Raw genomic sequence first — 16,544 nt, 5'->3', positions numbered from 1 at the left:
CCATATCTCAAGGTATTTTACATTGACATACATGATATTTAGTACTCATAATATATATGGACTAATAAGATAGGAGTAATTTAAATGAATGAGCCAGTTACAACAAAATATACAAGCACCCCTGCAAATGACCCTTGGGAAGCTTACTTAGACATAAAAAAATACCAAAAGCCCACTCTTTCTAGTATAGAATTTACTACCACTTATCTATGTAATATGAGATGTAGACATTGTGCTGTTGGACACACTCTTACACATAAAGATCCTAATGGCCTTCCAATAGACTTATTACTGCAAAGATTAGACGAACTCCCTACCCTTAGAACGATAAGCATTACAGGCGGAGAACCAATGATGTCTCTAAAATCCGTAGAGAATTACGTGTTACCTCTATTGAAGTATGCTCATGATAAAGGAATATACACTCAAATAAACTCTAATCTTACATTAGATCTTGAGAGATACAAGATCATAGCACCTTATTTAGATGTGTTACATATTTCTCATAACTGGGTAACAGAAGATGAGTTTATAGATACAGGCTTTGCTATGATGAAAAGAAAACCAACTAGAGAACAGAGAAAAGCACTATTTGATAAAATAATCACAAACTCCAGAGCCCTAACAGATATGGGAGTTTTGGTATCTGCTGAAACAATGATAAATAATAGAACGGCTCCTCACCTCGAAAAAATCCATAAGCAAGTTGTGGAAGAGATGGGCTGCCAACGACACGAAATTCATCCTATGTATAATAGTGGATATGTTAAAGTAGCCGATTTTGATTACTTAAATGATAAAAGTAAACGTAGTGAATCGAGTGCACTTGAAACGTTGTCTTTACAAGATATGAGAAACGCTATTCATCACCTGCTTGATATCCGCGACGAAAACGTTTGGATGCTTTTTGGTACGCTGCCGTTCTATGCGTGTAACGATAACGAAGAAGATCAAGCGTTGTTAAAGCGTTTATACAGCAGCAAAAACGTAACGGTTCGCAACGATCCAGACGGCCGTTCTCGCTTAAACGTGAACATTTTTGATGGCGATATTATCGTTACGGACTTTGGCGATACGCCTCCACTTGGCAACATTCAAGATACAAAGCTGCAGGATGCGTTTGACACATGGCAGCAGTCATCGATTTCAAAAGAACTTAGCTGTCACTGCTCAGCTGTTTCCTGTCTTGGACCAAATATTCTGGTGAAAAACAGCTACTATAAAGACACGGACTTTTCAACACGCAAAGCGTTGATTATGAAGTAAGAAAAAACTCTCCAAAGCTGGAGAGGTTTTCTTTTGATTAACGTGGCTGGTCGTATGAACCAAAGCTTAAGGATACGTAATCTTGGACTGGAATCCACGCACCAATACCTTGTGACGTTACGTTTTTTACAACAATCATGCGCTTGCTACCTTTCATGGTTAGATATACTTCACCGTACGTTACTTTTCCTTTTTCATGTACAGCCGGCGTGTATGCGTATAAGTAGCCGACTTTCTTCGGTGCGATGTTATACACCTGATCTTTTTTCGTTCCTGCTCCAATCATCGTTTGGAACGATAACGTTAGATTTGTTTTCTTTGAAGCTGTTAAAAGCATCATTTGCTTTACGTGGTCCGCTTCGTTAATACGAGACGTTAAGCCACCTTTTACAATGCTTTGGGATTCTTGGTTATAGTGCATTTGCTGCTGGGACTTCCCTGAACGATTATCATAATGATTTGTGTTTACCTTTTGATACTGCCAGTTCACGCTTGTTGCTTCGGATTCATAGTTAAGCGGCCATTGACCGAGATAAATCGTTGCTCGAAAACCAATTGCCCACGGTGTCTTTGAAATGGATGTTTCATTTAAAATACGAATTAAGTCCGGATTTTGAATTGGCACATTGGACGTTTCAAGCAATTCTTGAGACAGTTCACTTGGCTGTAAATAAGGCGTATCTTGACTCGTATTTGGATTTGTATTCTCCTTTGCAATATGAAGCGTAGAACTAGGAATTTGCACAGTTGTGCTTGGCGTTTTCGTCTCCTTGTTTTTCGCTTCTGTTGTATGCAAACCTGAAAATGACAAGAAAATAGCGAACGTTACGATAGTTAATTGACGTAGCATATAAGAGCTCCTTTCAACCTCATAAATAGATGTATGCATAGTTTTTTCAAAGGAATAGCTCTTTATCCTGTTTTAGCCAAAGGGAATTATAACCAAAAAAAGCCGAACACTCCTCCAGCTCGACTTTTTCTTAGATTAAATAAAATCCAATTCCCATAATGATGTATGCACCTAATAAAACGGCACCTTCAAACCAGTTTGTATCTCCGTCATTTGAGATAGCCACAGTGACAAAGACTGCTGTTACCATGGCAATAAGCTCTGGCCACGTAAAGACAAGTGGCATTTGCTCCTCAAAAAGCAAAGAGATTAACACCAATACAGGGGCTACAAACATAGCTACCTGAAGCGTAGAGCCAATCGCAATCTCAACGGCCACACCCATCTTATTTTTCACAGCCATAATAATTGCAGATGCGTGCTCGGCTGCGTTTCCAACGATGGCCACGATAATAACCCCGATAAACAGCTCACTCCAGCCGAAGCGAAGCGCAACCGTTTCAATTGTATGTACTAAGCTCTCTGCCACGTAAGCAACGGCGACGGTCGCAAGCAGCAGGACAAGGATTGCTCTACCTTTTGACCATTCTGGCTCTTCGTGTTCTTCCGTTTGCTCGCTTTTATGCTGATATACACCGCGGTGCGTTACTAGTTTAAATAATAGTGCGGCTAAGTAAAGAAGAATTAACGTGATTGATACGCCAACGCTTAGTACCATCGTCTTTTGATTATTCATTCCTTGAGAGAATACTTCTGGAATAACAAAAGCTACAATCACTGCAAAAATTAACAATCCAGAGTTATGGCGCGCATCGTATACGTTAAATTCCTGACGCTTAAACTTTAATCCTCCAATAAAGAAAGATAAGCCCCCAACAAGAAGCAGATTTCCCAAAACAGAACCCGTTAATGAAGCTAATACAACACCGATCAATCCAGCTTTTAATGCGAAAATAGAAATGATAAGTTCAACGGCATTACCAAACGTTGCGTTTAACAATCCTCCGATTCGCGGTCCTGCGACCACAGCCAGACTTTCCGTAGCGCGCCCCATATATGCTGCCAAAGCTATAATGGTCAAGCAAAACACTGCAAACATGAGAACCTGCGACCAGTGCAGAAGATTACCAATCACCGATAGCGGAACACCAATGAGCACCATTATAAAAAACACTCTATTCATTCATATGCACCTACTTCTCTAAGTTAAATCCATTCACTCTACAAGCTTCGTCTTTCTAACGCTTGTTTATTCATTATCACTGTTACCTCTTTATTTTTTAAAGTTAAACTTTTTTATGAACAAAATAAATTCTTCTTTAAGAAAATGTTTAAAAAAAGGCCAAACTAGCAAAAGTAAGAAAGATGAAGAAAGGAATTGAGCATATGTCAGATGTAAAACAAAAAGTACTATCTATTTTAGATAACTATAAGGTTGGCACGCTTGCCACAATCCAAAATAACAAACCCTATTCTCGCTTTATGATGTTTTCTCACGACGACCTTGTACTTTACACAGCAACAAACAAAAACACGCACAAGGTTGACGACATTCAATCTAATCCATACGTTCATATTCTCCTCGGCTATGACGGCCAAGGCTGGAATGATCCGTATGTTGAAATCGAAGCAAAAGCTCTAATTGAAGACAACAAAGAACTAAAAGAAACGTTTTGGAACGACCATTTAAAAGAATGGATTAACAGCCCAGACGACCCAAACTACGTGCTCCTTCAGCTAACACCTGAAAATATTCGCTACTTCGAAAAAGCAGGTAGCGAACCTGAAGAGTTATAATCCTTTAAAAAGCTCAAACAAGAAATTTCTTGTTTGAGCTTTTTTATGCTTTTAGCTTTATATAGTCAATAAAGCTGATGAATTTTTATTTTTTTTAAAAACTAGATAACTTTCTTTCTTTTTTTTGAAAAAAAAGAAGGATTTTTTGTTGTTCATCTCTAAACCCTCTTTTGGTAACGTTTACAAAAAAGTGAAGGGGATGGAAATGTGAGAACAAAAAGTTCAAGAACATGGTTTAGTTTACTTCTTGCTTTATTGATTTTTGTGCCAACGGTTGCACCGAATCATAAAGCGGAAGCAGCAGCGCAAAACGGAACGATGATGCAATACTTTGAATGGTACGTGCCCAATGATGGCCAACACTGGAACCGATTGCGCAATGATGCGGCATACTTAAAAAGCATAGGTGTTTCGGCTGTTTGGACACCTCCTGCTTATAAAGGTACAAGCCAAAATGATGTTGGATATGGCGCTTATGATCTCTATGATTTAGGGGAATTCAATCAAAAAGGAACGATTCGAACAAAGTACGGAACAAAAGCAGAATTAAAATCAGCGGTTAGTACTCTCAAATCAAACGGCATTCAAGTATATGGAGATGTCGTTATGAATCATAAAGGTGGCGCTGACTATACTGAAAACGTAACAGCAGTTGAAGTAAACCCTTCTAACCGAAATCAAGAAACTTCAGATGAATATACCATCCAAGCGTGGACTGGCTTTAACTTTCCAGGTCGCGGGACTACGCACAGTCCATTTAAATGGCAGTGGTATCATTTTGATGGAACGGACTGGGATCAATCACGAAACGCCAGCCGCATTTTTAAATTCCGTGGAACAGGAAAAGCGTGGGACTGGGAAGTATCAAGTGAAAACGGCAACTATGATTATTTAATGTATGCTGACCTTGATTTTGATCACCCCGATGTTGGGAACGAAATGAAGAACTGGGGCGTATGGTACGCAAACGAAGTCGGCTTAGACGGCTTTCGCTTAGACGCAGTGAAACATATTAAGCATTCCTACTTAGGGGATTGGGTCAACCATGTTCGTACGAAAACCGGAAAAGAAATGTTTACAGTGGCAGAGTACTGGCAAAACGATGTGAATGCCATTAATAACTACCTAGCAAAGGTAAACTATAACCATTCTGTCTTTGATGCACCTCTTCACTACAATTTCCATTATGCTTCTCAGTCTGGTGGAAATTACGATATGAGAAATTTATTAAACGGAACGGTTGTTGCTGCACACCCAACAAAGGCCGTAACGTTAGTTGAAAATCACGATTCACAGCCAGGTCAGTCCCTAGAATCCGTTGTACAGCCTTGGTTTAAACCGCTAGCCTATGCGTTTATCCTAACAAGAGCAGAAGGTTACCCAAGCATATTTTACGGTGACATGTACGGTACAAAAGGAAACAGTTCATATGAGATCCCAGCTTTAAAAACAAAGATAGAGCCTCTATTAAAAGCTCGTAAAGATTACGCATACGGTACGCAGCACAATTATATGGACCACTGGGACGTAATTGGCTGGACGCGAGAAGGAGACAGCACAAAAGAAAAATCTGGTCTCGCAACGCTTGTTACAGATGGAGCTGGCGGATCAAAATGGATGTATGTTGGAAAACAAAACGCTGGTGAGGTTTGGTACGACATTACAGGTAATCGAACAGATAAGATTACGATTAATACAGATGGATGGGGGAATTTCCAAGTAAACGGTGGATCCGTATCTGTTTACGTTCAGCAATAAAAACAACAAAAATAAGCTCTGCGGTGAAGCATTATCCCGCAGAGCTTTTTAATAGTTAACTCTCAACCGTCGCAAATCGATACATCGTATTTGCAGAGTAAACTTTGTTTTTTTCTAATACAATAGACGGAAATTCTGCATGATGAATAGCATTTGGTAAATTCTGCGTCTCTAAGCATAAACCGAGGTATTCACGACTTTTCACATCGCGAATCATGCCTGTATTTTCAAGCATATTCGCCGTATATAACACGACGCACGGCTGGTCTGTTTCTACAATAAGCTTACGCCCGCTATCATAATCAACCACCGTTATTTCTTCGTTTTGATTCTCGCTCAGTAAAAACGGATGATCGTAGCCATTGCCAACCTTCACATTTTGAGGATGCTGAGATTCTACGCCCGCTTGAACCTTCTTCCCTTTTCTAAGATCAAACGCAGTATCCGTTACGTTTACTTTTTCACCCGTAGGAAGCATGATATCGTTAAGCTCTAAAAAAGCATCACTCTTCATTGTTAATTCATGCTCTAAAACGTCTCTTTTGACGTTTCCACTTAAGTTAAAGTACGTATGGTTCGTCATATTCAGCAGCGTATCTTGATCTGAAATCCCCTGATATGATAATTTGAGCTCATTCTCGTTCGTAAGCGTATACATTACACTGACTTTTAAATTACCTGGATACCCATTTTCACCGTCTGGGCTATCATATGTAAACGTAACGCTTACCTCATCCTGATTTTCTTTCACTTCAGCATTCCAAATGACGTGGCTAAACGCTTTGTCTCCACCATGAAGATGCTTCTCCCCTTCATTTTTTGAAAGCTCATACGTCTTATTGGCAATTTCCACTTTAGTTGGATGGATTCTTCCTGCTACCCGTCCGACAACTGCCCCAAAGTAAGCCGTGTTATGAAGGTAGCCTTCTACTGAATCATAGCCTAGTACCACGTTTTCAACCTTTCCAGCTTGATCTGGCACCTGAATTTTAGTAATGATGCCTCCCAAGCTAATACACGTTACGGACATGTTGTTATCGTTAGTCATCGTGTATGCCATCACTTCTTGACCGTGTAGTTCTCCAAACAAGCGTTGTGTAATGTTCATCTGCTTCCCCTCTGTTTCGTTAGTATATGTAATGCGTAAGTATAATTGAAAGTATATCATTGGTTTTTATCACCTGCTAGTTTGACCAAAGCAGATACATGTATTGCCCCTTATTCTTTTGCTATAATACAATCTAACGTTATAAAAGATGGAGGTAAATATGGAAAATAACCCATTTGAACAAATGGCCAAACGATATGATACCGAGGACCGAATAGAATTAGCTAAGGTTATTGTTAAAGAGGTAAAAACTCAGTTAAAAGATAGTCAATCAAAATCATTACTGGACTACGGAAGCGGAACGGGACTTGTCAGCTTAGAACTAACGGATTTAGTCGATTCCGCTTTATTAGTAGACTCCTCTGAGCAAATGCTCGATATTGCAAAAGGTAAAATTGCCTATAACGATATTCAAAATGCCAAAACGCTCTGTGCAGACTTCACAAAGAAAGTACCTACTGTTAAAGCAGATATTGTTTTAATGTCACTTGTTCTTCTTCACATTCCAGAAACTAAGCAAGTGTTGCAACAATTATTCACTCTTTTAAATGACAATGGCAAGCTCATTATTGTGGATTTTGATAAAAATTCTAAAATTAGTCATCCAAAAGTTCATAATGGCTTCTCTCACAGCGAACTAAAAGAATTGTTGCTGGAAGTTGGATTTGCATCAACGACAATTCACACTTTTCATTACGGTGAACGTATTTTCATGAACCAAGATGCTTCAATGTTTTTATCCACCAGTCTAAAGTAATAAGTTCACTTCTTTCAAAGACATTGCCATTTCCCTAAAAAGATATATAAAATAGTTTAATAAACTGAAAATTCTATATAAAAACCATTCCACAAAGGGGTATGTGAATGATGTCTGAACATTATGAAAGCTTAATGATGGAAATGGAAGCTATTTTAGATGCTTCAAATGATAATATAGTGATAGCTGATAGCGATGGAATTATTTTAAAAGCAAGTAAAAACTGTAAAGAAATCTATGGATACGACTCTAACTCTATTATCGGAAAATCTGCTTATGAACTTGAAAAACAGCAGGTATTCTCACCTTCTGTTACGCTGGCCGTTATAAAGAAAAAGAAGAAAGTTCAGCTGATGCAAAGAAACAAAGACGGTGGATTAATCATGGCAACTGGCATCCCAATCTTTAATAAAAAAGGAATCCTGTATCGAATTGTTAGCTTCTCTCATGATTTAACAGAGCTTAAACGATTAAAAGAAGATTATGAACATCTTCAACAGCAACTTAAGCAATACGAAGTTGAGATTCAACAGCTCAAAGAAAAAGAAATAATTCGAAATGGCATGGTAATTAAAAGTAAGAACATGCAGCACGTTTGGGAACTTACTGAGCGAGTAGCTGCAAGTGATGCTAATGTCGTTCTTTTAGGAGAGTCCGGTGTAGGAAAAACTGTCTTTGCTCGCGCTTTGCATCAAAACAGTGAGCGAAAAGCTTGTCCTTTTATTGAAGTTAACTGCGGTGCTATTCCAAGCTCTCTATTTGAATCTGAAATGTTTGGTTATGAGAGCGGTGCTTTTACTGGTGCTAACCATAGAGGCCGTAAAGGGTTAATCGAACAAGCTGATAAAGGTACTCTCTTTTTAGACGAAGTTGGCGAACTTCCACTTGATATTCAAACTAAGTTGCTAAAAGTACTCCAGGAAAAACAAATTACACGTCTTGGAGGAGGAAAGACAAAAAAGATTGATTTTCGCTTAATCGTAGCTACCAATCAAGACCTAAAAGCAAAAGTTAAAAACGGTACGTTCCGAGAAGATCTATTTTACCGTCTGTATGTAATTCCTATTACCATCCCACCTCTTCGAGAACGCAAAGAAGATATTTATAGCTTACTAAAAATGTTTTTAGATCGTTTTAATGAGCAGTATTATGTTCAAAAGTCATTTAATCCTACAGCCATTGATTATTTAAGTGGTTATGACTGGCCAGGGAATGTACGGGAATTGGAAAACTTCGTTGAACGGCTCGTAGTCACTTCTCCTACTGATATCATTCATGTAAATGAAGATTTCTCGTATGGTATTCACACATCTGAAACACCTGTTCAGCATAAAAATTCGATTTACCTAAACCAAGACCTAACATTAAAAGAGGCCTTAGCTGAAGTAGAAAAGCACTTTTTACTAAAAGCTGCCAAGGAAAATAAAACTACATACGATATAGCTAAAGAGCTTGAAATGAGTCAAGCAACTGTTGTTAGACGCTTACACAAATATCAAATTAATTCAAAAATGAATTAAAATTACCGTAAAAAATTCATTTTTGAATCAAATCAACCTTATGGATTAAGCATCAAGATGCTGTTCATAAGGTTTTTTTAAGGTTTTTAAACTTGGCACAGTATTTGCAATATAAAAAAGAAAGGACAATCTATTTAATTAAAGGAGCGATTTACTGATGGCTAAGTATGAACCAAAAAACTCATTTGAATCTCCTCGCTTTTGTGGACCACGTACGTTTATGCGTTTACCTTATATTGAACAGCTTGATTATGATATGGACTTTGTCATTACGGGTATTCCGTTTGATTCAGGTCAATCATTTAGAACTGGAGCCCGCTTCGGTCCTCAAGCAGTAAGAGACTTTTCTATTTTACTTCGTCCGTATAACGTAGAACAAAACATTAATATTTTTGATTATGTCTCTGGTATCGACTACGGTGATATTAATGTCGTTCCGGGATATATTGAGGAGACATACGTAAATATCGAAGAAGCAATTACAGAGATTGTTAATAAAGATATTATTCCTATTTCAATTGGCGGTGATCACTCAGTTACGCTTGGAGAATTACGAGCAATTGTTAAAAAGCATGGTCCTGTAGCTCTTTTACAATTCGATGCTCACTCTGATACATGGGATACTTACTTTGATAAAAAATATAATCATGGTACTGTATTTCGCCGCGCTATTGAAGAAGGTCTAATAGACGTCTCCCGTTCCATGCAAATCGGAATGCGCGGCGGCTTGTATGGACCTGAAGATTTAGAAGATGCGCGTAATTTAGGGTTAGACGTGTACTCTACAAATGATTATAAAAAACACGGTGTAGAAGCCATGCTTAAAAAGATTCACACTCGTGTACAGGAAGGCCCTGTTTTCTTAACGTTTGATATTGACTTTCTTGATCCTTCATTTGCGCCAGGAACAGGAACCCCAGAGGTTTCAGGCGCCTCGATTGATGATGCATTGGCATTTGTAAGAGGGCTTGAAGGCTTATCTTTTGTAGGTTTTGATTTAGTAGAAGTACTTCCAGCCTACGATCATGGAGACATTACAGCAGCAGCTGCTGCTAACATTCTTTATGAATTTGTGACGCTTGTGGCATTAGCGAAAAAAACCAAAACAAAAAAAGAGTTTCAATCCGTAGAATAATAGAATTCTTAATTCCAAGGAGAGAGTTTCTTCTCTCCTTCTACTAAAGGAGCGAATCGATGAATACAGTTGATGGTTTGGTTATTATTATTTACTTTTTACTGTTAATCTTTGTTGGTATTTTAGGCTCTCGACGAGCAAAAACGTCTGAAGATTATATCGTAGCAGGCAGAAACCTAGGGTTTACCATGTATCTTGCATGTTTAGCAGCCGTGATTTTAGGAGGAGCATCCACAATAGGAACAGCTAGGCTTGGCTATGAATTTGGGTTATCAGGACTGTGGCTAGTTGCCATGCTTGGTTTAGGAATAGTCGTCATGGGAATCTTTTTTTCAAAGAAGATTTTTTCGTTAAAAGTGTTAACAATTAGTCAAATGTTAACAGAGCGCTATAATGCACAAACAGGTGTTATTAGCGCATTAGTAGCGGCTATTTATGCAATGATGGTATCAGTAACTCAAGTAATTGGAATGGGAACAGTGCTCCACGTTCTTCTTGGATGGAATCTCACGTTTTCAATGATAATTGGAGGAACTATTGCTCTTTCTTATACTATTCTTGGGGGCATGTGGTCCGTTACAATGACCGATATTGTTCAATTCATTATTATGACAATTGGGATTTTTGCTATTATGTTACCAATGAGTCTTTCCAAAGCTGGCGGCTGGAGCAATTTGCAAGCAGAGCTCCCTACTTCTTATTTTGGTATTAGTAGCATTGGAGGAATGGAAATTTTTCAATACTTTCTACTATTCTGCTTAGGAATGGTGGTGGCACAGGACATTTGGCAACGGTTGTTTACTGCAAGAACATTAAAAGTAGCACGTTTAGGGACTTTAGGAGCTGGTATTTATAGTTTATTTTACGCAATTGCTATTAGCATTATTGGTATGTGTGCTTTTGTAGCCATCCCTGCTTTAAACGATCCACAAACAGCTTTTACAAGTATGGCTCTTGAAACATTACCAACAGGTATTTTAGGCATTGTACTTGCTAGCGTATTATCTGCGTTAATGTCAACTTCATCAGGAACACTACTTGCCTCTTCTACTTTAATCGTCAATGACATTATCAAGCCCCTTGTCCCATCTATGAGTGAAAAAATATTTTTAAAAGCATCTCGCTTTACTACCTTAGCTACCGGTGTTGTGACCATGATCTTTGCCGTATGGATTCAAGACGTTCTTGTCGCATTAGATGTGGCGTACGCAGTGCTATCTGGTTCATTGTTCTTTCCAATTGTATTTGGCTTCTTCTGGAGAAAGGCAACGTCCAAAGCTGCTTTCTTCTCTATTCTATTAAGCGCAGCAGTCATCTTAATCGGACTGGTTGTTCAAGGTATTACAGCCACCGAACCTATCGTTTACGGACTGATTACGAGCTTTATTTCTTTTGTTACTATTTCACTTACTAGTAAACAAACTCAAATCTCTACTAATCCTAAGCTACCAAAAAAACAGTCTGTTTCTTAAACAAAAAGATAAAATCTACCGGACAGTAGAAGGTAAGCTGATGAAAAGGCTTACCTTTTTATTTGTAGAAGTAACATATAGCTAATTTTATGTATAGTTTTAATGGTGATCATAAAAGCTTGTTTTTGAACCGATATAAGAATGAGCTATTTTCATTGCCTTCTTTAAATCTCCCTTTTCAGAGTAGTAGTAAAAAAGCTTTCTTTCATAGTGCTCAACAAGAATAAAATAACCTATTTTTTTGATAATAGGGTAATATAGTTTCTTCAATTAGTGTATAGTAGTTCTCATTATCGTCCTTCATTTCATATATAACCATTTGAAAATTAATACCTTGACCTGTAATTCCTTCATCATGAAGCTTATCTACTCCAATTTGTGGAATGCTGTCAATCATTTTAGGAGTAGCTTTCTCCCCTTTTGACTTAGGAAGTTCAAGTTGAATTTGAACATTGCTCCAAATTCTTTTTACTTCTCCAGAATTCAATAATTCTTCAACTGCCGTTCCAGGAAGGCTCATTGCTACACCATTAAAGGCATTTTTATACTCATGCTTCACGTTAATCTTACTTGGATCGTATACCGCCTTTTTTTTCTTAGTTTTTAATTGATCTATATACGTTTTGAATTCTTTATGTGACTGTTCAACTCTTTGTTTTGCAGTACCTCAAGAGATTTTCTTTTGATTAAGCATTTGTTTTTTCACTTCTACTTTTGCTGGATCTTGTTTAAACTCAACGATAATCTCAACGTTTTCTGGGGTTGTAGTATTAATATCGGGTGAAATAATAAAGCCAGGTCCAATTTCAAGTTGTTGTAAAGCTTCTCTTTGTTCTTTTGATAAATTATTTAGTACTTGTTCCGCTTCACTCATCGTGATACTTGGCTCTTTTGCTAAAGCAGCGTAAGGTGTAGAGGTAGAAATTATCACACCAGCTACTAAAGCACATTTTAGCAAATGTTTTTTTGCTTTCATTTGAATCCCCCTTATATGAAAAATATAGTTTATAAATCGAATCTATATTTATCGTAACGGGATTAAGGAGAAGAAGTAAATTGGCGTAATAAAACGGGAAGAAAGAACCTATTGATGGCAAATAATAACCTTAAAGTTATGAAAATATATGCTAAGAACTCTCACAAAGAGAGTTGTATGTTACATAATATGTTTTGATATCTAGTAAAAAACCCCAATTGCTTCTTTTAGTACAAAGAAGGTACAATTTATATAGAAGTTACTTCCAGACCACTACAATAGCCTACTATTGTGAGTGAAGCAGCCAAGCCCTTCAATCAACCATAACAAGAAAACTCTCTTAAGTTTTACTTAAGAGAGTTTTCTTGTTACCCTTTAAAAATCACGGCAATCATTTCATCTTCCGTCATGCCGCTATCAACTTCAAACGTGCCTGGACGAAGTTTGTTTTCCACACCTTGACCTTCTACCTTTTTGTAGAACTCAAAGCCGCTTTTTACGATTTTAGCTTTTTCAAGAACCTCACCAACATCAACTGCCGTCATACCAGATGACACGTTGATAATTGTGCGATAAACCGGCTCTTCTTCTTTTGGTTGCTCTTCTTTTTCTTCTTTCGGTTCTTTTTGAGCTTCCTGTGCTGCTTCTGCTTTCGCATCAGCTAACTGCTTGTCCAGTTCGTCTTGGGTTTGAACTATAAAACCTTTGTCTTCTAACTGAGTTTGCATCTCTTCTTCTGATAACTCTTTAGAAGTTGAGGTTGAAGATGGCTCAAGCAAGTACACAATGCCCGTTGCGGTTGCTGCAACGAGTAAACCCATAGCAAAGCTGCGTAGCGTATTCGGTGTCATTATGCCATCATGCTCCCTTCATCTTTCTTCTTCGTGTAAGGAGCCAGCAATTGTTCCACTTCTTGTTGCGTATAGCCTTTCATTCGTCCTGCAATGCTTTCAAACGAATAACCGCGCTTATGCATGTCAATCATATTGCGAAGATCTTTACGCTCAGGTGATTCTAGACCTAATACACCTGATTTTTCTGCTGTAATGGCTGCATCGATTTCAAGAGTGCGGATGCGATCATTCAATTCATTCATTTCTTGTCCAATTGTTAACGTCAGCTGTTCTAACTGCTGGTCTGTATGAGTTTGTGATTGTTTTGTCTTTCTGAAAGATAAAATAAGCAATAAAATAGCTATGCCTAATAAAATAACTATAAGTAATCCCATGGTAAATCCTCCCTTATCTATACATCGATTATCTCATTCATACTGAATTATACATTGATAAAGTTGGTATTTCGAATCAAAGCCCTAAAACCAACCGATAGTCCTATCAGTATCTCAAGAAACCTTTAGCAATCAAATCTATCTTACTTGTCTTTTCCTTTTCTTTCAATCTTTCATTAGTTCTATATACCTATCATATATGAGTTGGTGCGTATCTTATTGATGTTCATGATACGTATCATACAAGCCTTTATAGTCATCTTTTAACTTAGCGACGTTAGTAGTATCATTGGAAATAACATCAATAACATCGGTACTTACATATAACAAATAGTCATTCGAATAAAATGAGATATACGCTGGTCTTCTTCCTTTTCTGATACTTAAACAATAATTATAAACATCGATAGAACTTAGTTTTTTGATAGAAGCATAGACAACTGCATTATTTTCATCTTCCGCTACTACGTGTTCTTGCCAATTATTCAGCTGCAGAATTCGACCAACTTTGGACTTAGCTGATTGGCGCTTTCCATTGAAAATATATTGCGAAATAAAAATAGCATTGATGTCTTTTCTCTCCTGAAAGACTTCGTTAATGATGCTTTTAAAATCAGCCAGCGATATTTCATAAAGATCAAACCGAATTCTATTGTTCTGATGAACTTGGAAAAAAGGTATCCCTTTCGTACAGTCAAAATCAATCGTAAAATCTTTTAATTTAACCAAATGATATCAAACTCCTCTTCTTTTTAGGTCCCAGTCCTAGGTTTCCAAACGTGTTACCTCACAATATATAGAAATATATTCCAAACATCTTTTTTATTATAGATGGATTTTAGTCAAAATTGAACCTTTATTTTACATGAAACAGCACAAGAATAATTACGGAAACAAAAAAACCCCTCTCAAATTCAATCTGAGAGGGGCAAGCTTATGCGACTAATTCAAATGATTCCGTTACCTCAATGCTGTTAATAACAGATTGAAGCATTGAGCAATTCTTTCTAGCAAGCTCAATTGACTTTTCGATTTTATCGTGCGGAAGGTTTTCCCCGCTAATTTTGTAGTGTAAATGGATGCTTTCAATGCGATTTGCTTCTTTTTCGTTGCGTGTCACGTCTGCTGAAATGTGAATATCTTTAACCGCAATGCGCTTCTTTTCTAATATTTTGCGAAGAACGCCACCGCTACAAACCGCAATGGATGAAACCATTAATTGAAAAGGACGAAAGCCGTATTCATCATCTCCTGCCACCTGCAAATTTCCAAACGGTAAATCTGTTGAGAAACCAACTTCCTGCATTTTAAATTCCATTTTAAAATACCTCCTAGGGTTTTACTTCGTTATATCACGAAATGGAATAACACTCAAATAATTAAGTTCGCTTATTGTCATTTTCAGATAGGTTCTATAGGATTATACGTGGAGAAAAAACATCTTAAAACGAGGTCACTTATATGAACAAAACGTTGCGAACACGATTTTGGATTTTGGTTAGTCTAGTAGCGATTTCTGGCTTTAGTCAAGGTATGCTTCTACCCCTCATTGCCATTATCTTTGAAAAAGATGGGGTATCATCGACTTTAAACGGATTAAACGCTGCTGGACTGTACATTGGTATTTTATTAGCCTCTCCATTTATGGAGCCACTCTTACGAAAGCATGGCTACAAACCTATCATTATGTGGGGAGGAGCTTTAGTCATTTTATCCCTCTTTTTGTTTCCGCTTTGGAAATCCGTTACGTTTTGGTTCTTGCTTCGTCTCGCGATTGGAATTGGGGATCACGCTCTTCACTTTGCAACGCAAACGTGGATTACAGCCTTTTCACCTGTAGATAAGCGCGGACGCAACATCTCACTGTACGGCCTTTCTTTTGGTATTGGCTTTGCAGTCGGTCCTTTAATGGCCAATTTAGTTAACGTGAGTGAAACGTTACCATTTATTTTTTCAGCTTTCATTTGCTTAGTCACATGGGTATTTTTATTTTTATTAAAAAATGAGATTCCAACGGGTGACGAAGAAGTAAGCACAATGTCTTTTACTGCAACAATGAAGCGCTTTTCCAAAGCCATCAAATACGGCTGGATTGCTTTTTTACCACCACTCGGCTATGGGTTTCTAGAGTCTTCGCTAAATGGTATCTTTCCTATTTATGGATTACGAATTGGCCTAAACGTAGAATTTATTTCACTCCTGCTGACTTCTTTTGCAGTCGGTGGCATTATATTTCAGCTTCCCCTTGGTATGCTGAGTGATAAACATGGACGAAAGTTTGTTCTTCACTGGGTTTTGTTTTTAGGCTCTGGAGCGTTTTTACTGGCAACGCTACTAGAAGCAACAACGATTCCACTGTTAGCTTGTTTGTTTATCGGAGGTATGCTTCTTGGCTCTACGTTTAGCTTAGGAATTAGCTATATGACGGATCTCATGCCAAGCTCGCTGCTACCAACAGGTAACTTGCTATGTGGAATTGCCTTTAGCGTTGGAAGCTTAGCGGGACCGTACCTAGGTGGAACCTTTATCGGATTGTTTGAAGGATTAAGCTTTTTTGTCATTATTAGTTCTGTATTGTTTTTAATTTTCCTATGTATCTTTTTATTTAGTACATCGGTGCAGACGTATAAAGAGACTACTTTGTCAAAGTGAATAGAAAAGGAGGCTGGGACATAAG

16 protein-coding genes and 1 pseudogene are annotated in these 16,544 nt (G+C 37.7%); 8 read left to right on the top strand and 9 right to left on the bottom strand.

Annotated elements, in window-relative coordinates; translation table 11 throughout:
• The first annotated feature begins 84 nt into the window (after positions 1 to 84).
• A complete protein-coding gene (gene yfkAB / locus BFL01S_RS09210; protein WP_061785525.1) occupies positions 85 to 1,266 on the top strand; it encodes a radical SAM/CxCxxxxC motif protein YfkAB in 1,182 nt (393 codons plus the stop codon).
• A 37-nt stretch (positions 1,267 to 1,303) separates the two neighbouring features.
• On the opposite strand, the gene BFL01S_RS09205 is transcribed toward yfkAB, so the two are convergent.
• Both BFL01S_RS09205 and cax read right to left on the bottom strand, forming a co-directional pair.
• Entirely contained in the window at positions 1,304 to 2,116 is an 813-nt protein-coding gene (locus BFL01S_RS09205; RefSeq protein ID WP_061785524.1) for a YfkD famly protein, read from the bottom strand.
• A gap of 130 nt (positions 2,117 to 2,246) precedes the next feature.
• Positions 2,247 to 3,299 (bottom strand): calcium/proton exchanger, encoded by a 1,053-nt coding sequence (cax, locus tag BFL01S_RS09200; RefSeq protein WP_025908666.1) that lies wholly within the window; start codon positions 3,297 to 3,299, stop codon positions 2,247 to 2,249.
• Between the two features lie 182 nt (positions 3,300 to 3,481).
• On the opposite strand from cax, the gene BFL01S_RS09195 reads away from it, so the two are divergent.
• Together BFL01S_RS09195 and amyS are read left to right on the top strand one after the other, a co-directional pair.
• Positions 3,482 to 3,913, top strand: coding sequence for a pyridoxamine 5'-phosphate oxidase family protein (locus BFL01S_RS09195; protein ID WP_374699995.1), 432 nt, complete (start codon positions 3,482 to 3,484; stop codon positions 3,911 to 3,913).
• A 207-nt stretch (positions 3,914 to 4,120) separates the two neighbouring features.
• Positions 4,121 to 5,671 (top strand): alpha-amylase, encoded by a 1,551-nt coding sequence (gene amyS / locus BFL01S_RS09190; RefSeq protein ID WP_035320278.1) that lies wholly within the window; start codon positions 4,121 to 4,123, stop codon positions 5,669 to 5,671.
• Positions 5,672 to 5,726: 55 nt separating this feature from the next.
• Here the strand turns inward: amyS and BFL01S_RS09185 are convergent, their stop codons facing one another.
• Positions 5,727 to 6,779, bottom strand: a complete 1,053-nt coding sequence (locus BFL01S_RS09185; RefSeq protein WP_061785534.1) for an aldose epimerase family protein — start codon at positions 6,777 to 6,779, stop codon at positions 5,727 to 5,729.
• Positions 6,780 to 6,939: 160 nt separating this feature from the next.
• Between BFL01S_RS09185 and BFL01S_RS09180 the strand changes: the two genes are divergently transcribed.
• From BFL01S_RS09180 to BFL01S_RS09165, 4 genes are all read left to right on the top strand, one after another.
• Positions 6,940 to 7,536, top strand: a complete 597-nt coding sequence (locus tag BFL01S_RS09180) for a class I SAM-dependent DNA methyltransferase (RefSeq protein WP_061785523.1) — start codon at positions 6,940 to 6,942, stop codon at positions 7,534 to 7,536.
• 110 nt (positions 7,537 to 7,646) lie between these two features.
• Complete coding sequence (locus BFL01S_RS09175; RefSeq protein ID WP_061785533.1) at positions 7,647 to 9,056, top strand: sigma-54 interaction domain-containing protein; 1,410 nt, start codon at positions 7,647 to 7,649, stop codon at positions 9,054 to 9,056.
• A 157-nt stretch (positions 9,057 to 9,213) separates the two neighbouring features.
• Entirely contained in the window at positions 9,214 to 10,191 is a 978-nt protein-coding gene (speB, locus tag BFL01S_RS09170) for an agmatinase (RefSeq protein WP_061785522.1), read from the top strand.
• Positions 10,192 to 10,250: 59 nt separating this feature from the next.
• Positions 10,251 to 11,663: a sodium:solute symporter family protein gene (locus BFL01S_RS09165; RefSeq protein ID WP_061785521.1), complete on the top strand. Its 1,413-nt coding sequence runs from the start codon at positions 10,251 to 10,253 to the stop codon at positions 11,661 to 11,663.
• Between the two features lie 214 nt (positions 11,664 to 11,877).
• Here the strand turns inward: BFL01S_RS09165 and BFL01S_RS09160 are convergent.
• From BFL01S_RS09160 to BFL01S_RS09135, 6 genes and pseudogenes are all read right to left on the bottom strand, one after another.
• Positions 11,878 to 12,303, bottom strand: a pseudogene (locus BFL01S_RS09160) (protease inhibitor I9 family protein); the annotation flags it as partial.
• Between the two features lie 27 nt (positions 12,304 to 12,330).
• The gene (locus BFL01S_RS09155) at positions 12,331 to 12,639 is read right to left on the bottom strand and encodes a hypothetical protein (protein ID WP_061785519.1); all 309 of its coding nucleotides are present in this window, start codon (positions 12,637 to 12,639) and stop codon (positions 12,331 to 12,333) included.
• 368 nt (positions 12,640 to 13,007) lie between these two features.
• The gene (locus tag BFL01S_RS09150; protein WP_061785518.1) at positions 13,008 to 13,490 is read right to left on the bottom strand and encodes a hypothetical protein; all 483 of its coding nucleotides are present in this window, start codon (positions 13,488 to 13,490) and stop codon (positions 13,008 to 13,010) included.
• Positions 13,490 to 13,867: a hypothetical protein gene (locus tag BFL01S_RS09145; RefSeq protein WP_061785517.1), complete on the bottom strand. Its 378-nt coding sequence runs from the start codon at positions 13,865 to 13,867 to the stop codon at positions 13,490 to 13,492. The genes BFL01S_RS09150 and BFL01S_RS09145 overlap by 1 nt, the downstream gene beginning before the upstream one ends.
• A 216-nt stretch (positions 13,868 to 14,083) precedes the next feature.
• A complete protein-coding gene (locus BFL01S_RS09140; protein WP_025907501.1) occupies positions 14,084 to 14,596 on the bottom strand; it encodes a hypothetical protein in 513 nt (170 codons plus the stop codon).
• Between the two features lie 205 nt (positions 14,597 to 14,801).
• On the bottom strand, positions 14,802 to 15,185 hold the full coding sequence (locus BFL01S_RS09135) for an OsmC family protein (protein ID WP_025907503.1): 384 nt from the start codon (positions 15,183 to 15,185) through the stop codon (positions 14,802 to 14,804).
• A gap of 143 nt (positions 15,186 to 15,328) precedes the next feature.
• Here BFL01S_RS09135 and BFL01S_RS09130 point away from each other — a divergent pair, with 143 nt between their 5' ends.
• Positions 15,329 to 16,519 (top strand): MFS transporter, encoded by a 1,191-nt coding sequence (locus BFL01S_RS09130; protein ID WP_025907504.1) that lies wholly within the window; start codon positions 15,329 to 15,331, stop codon positions 16,517 to 16,519.
• Positions 16,520 to 16,544 lie beyond the last annotated feature (25 nt).

It is taken from the genome of Priestia flexa NBRC 15715, assembly GCF_001591565.1.
Lineage (GTDB): Bacteria > Bacillota > Bacilli > Bacillales > Bacillaceae_H > Priestia > Priestia flexa.
Note: the sequence above shows the minus strand (reverse complement) of the source record. Positions and strands in the feature narration are given on the sequence as shown.